Annotated in this window: 2 protein-coding genes and 1 pseudogene; 1 reads left to right on the top strand and 2 read right to left on the bottom strand. The window is 47.9% G+C overall.

The window, feature by feature from the left end:
- A partial coding sequence (locus tag VB081_RS12950; protein ID WP_323401197.1) for a response regulator occupies positions 1-357 on the bottom strand: 357 nt, incomplete at its 3' end.
- Entirely contained in the window at positions 344-1417 is a 1074-nt protein-coding gene (locus VB081_RS12945; RefSeq protein ID WP_323401196.1) for a sensor histidine kinase, read from the bottom strand. The genes VB081_RS12945 and VB081_RS12950, both read right to left, overlap by 14 nt.
- Before the next feature lie 172 nt (positions 1418-1589).
- On the opposite strand from VB081_RS12945, the pseudogene VB081_RS12940 reads away from it, so the two are divergent.
- Positions 1590-1785: pseudogene (locus VB081_RS12940) on the top strand (hypothetical protein); the annotation flags it as partial.

Raw genomic sequence — 1785 nt, 5'->3', positions numbered from 1 at the left:
CACCCGAATACGAGCCATAAGCTCCATGGCAGAGAAAGGTTTGGTGAGGTAATCATCGGCCCCCGCCTCCAGGGCATCCACCTTCTCCCGGTCCTGATCCCTGGCGGATACCACGATGATTGGAACCGCTGACCACTCCCGCACCCGTTTTAGAATCTCCATACCATCCATATCCGGCAGTCCCAAATCCAGCAGCATTAAATCGATGGGACCGCCAAGCATTTTAGAGAGGGCATCCTCTCCGGTGCCGGCTGTCAAATAGCCATACCCCTCTTCCTTAAGGGCATAGCCAATAAAATGACGAATTTGGGGATCATCCTCAACGATGAGGATCGTTTCTTCTTTATAAGCATTCATTCTGTTTCTCCTCTACAGGCAGGGTGATGGTAAATACAGCACCACCCCCTGGGCTGTTTGCTGCGGTGATGGTCCCACCATGGGCCTCAACAATGGCTTGGCAAATGGGCAGGCCCAGACCGATGCCTTTTTGAGAATCGCTGTTTCCCGCTGCCTTTGTGTAGAACATTTCAAAGAGGTGAGGCAGATCCTCCGGGGCAATCCCCTCCCCACGATCTGCCACCGTAAAAATCGCTTTATCCCCACTGCGCCTTAACGTAACCGTAATAGGCTGATCAGGGGGTGTATGTTTGACGGCATTGCCCAAAAGGTTTAAAAGCACCTGCTCCATCAGCCGGGCATCCATGGGCACAAAAAGAATCTCTTCGGGCATTTCCGTCTGGATAATGTGGTCCGGTGCCCGGGCTGCCGCCAAAACCACGGCACTTCCAATGATTTCCTCCGCCACCTCCGGGGTTCGGATCAAGGTAGCGCCGTCATCCTGGAGCCGGGTCAGGCTCAGTACATTTTCCACCATCTCCTGGAGCCAGTTGGCGTCCTGATGGATTCCCTCTGCCATGGCATAACGGGGATCTGTCCTTTCGGTCATTTGCAAAATCATTTCTGAGGTTCCTTTAATCCCCGTCAGAGGGGTACGCAGATCATGGGAGATGGATCGCAGCAGCTGATTCCGATAATGCTCGCGCTTCGCCTCGGCCTCCACCTGGACACTCTCCTGGAGCCGGACATTCATGGCCGATATGATAATTGCTGTTGCCGTCATAATAAAAAAGGTAATCCAGTAGGTGGGATCATCCACCGAAAAGGAATGGAAGGGACTGGTAAAAAAATAGTTAAATGCTGCGGTTGCCAAGACGGCAGCAATAATGCCCCAGAGATACCCCGGAGTCAATCGGGAGATGAGGATAACCGACAAAATGTAAACAACCACCATATTCGTTTCAGAAACATCCATCCTCCGCAACCAAAATCCCAAAGCGGTGGCGATCACTAAACCCAGAATAATAATCAGGAACGCCCGAATTTTCTGATGATGTCCCTGGTTTTCTTTAATCACCATGATGCTATTCCTTTCTCTTTATTTTCCTCTATTTTATCAAAAAAATATCTCAATCGATTAAAAATCTATACCTCTCCTTTGAAATTCTTCTTTTTCTTAAAGATTAAATCCATTTGAAGGTGCTATAATAGCTTCAATTCAGTAAGTTCTTCTTAAATTCTAAGGAAATCGGGTGGATGCGATGCCTCTTTTAAATGAAAAGCCTAAGTCATTACTCTTTAAGTTTATCACTGCTTCATTAATTGGCGCCCTGATGATTTCGCTTTACAGCTTTATCGATATTATTTTTATTTCTATAATTGAAGGTTCCATTGCAGGGATCATCCTCAGCCGGACAATCCCACTTTGGATGATTATCAACGGCTTTG

The sequence above is a fragment of the Christensenella sp. genome (assembly GCF_034927525.1).
GTDB lineage: Bacteria > Bacillota > Clostridia > Christensenellales > Christensenellaceae > Christensenella.
The sequence above is the reverse complement of the archived record's forward strand: the minus strand, read 5'-3'. Positions and strand labels throughout refer to the sequence as shown.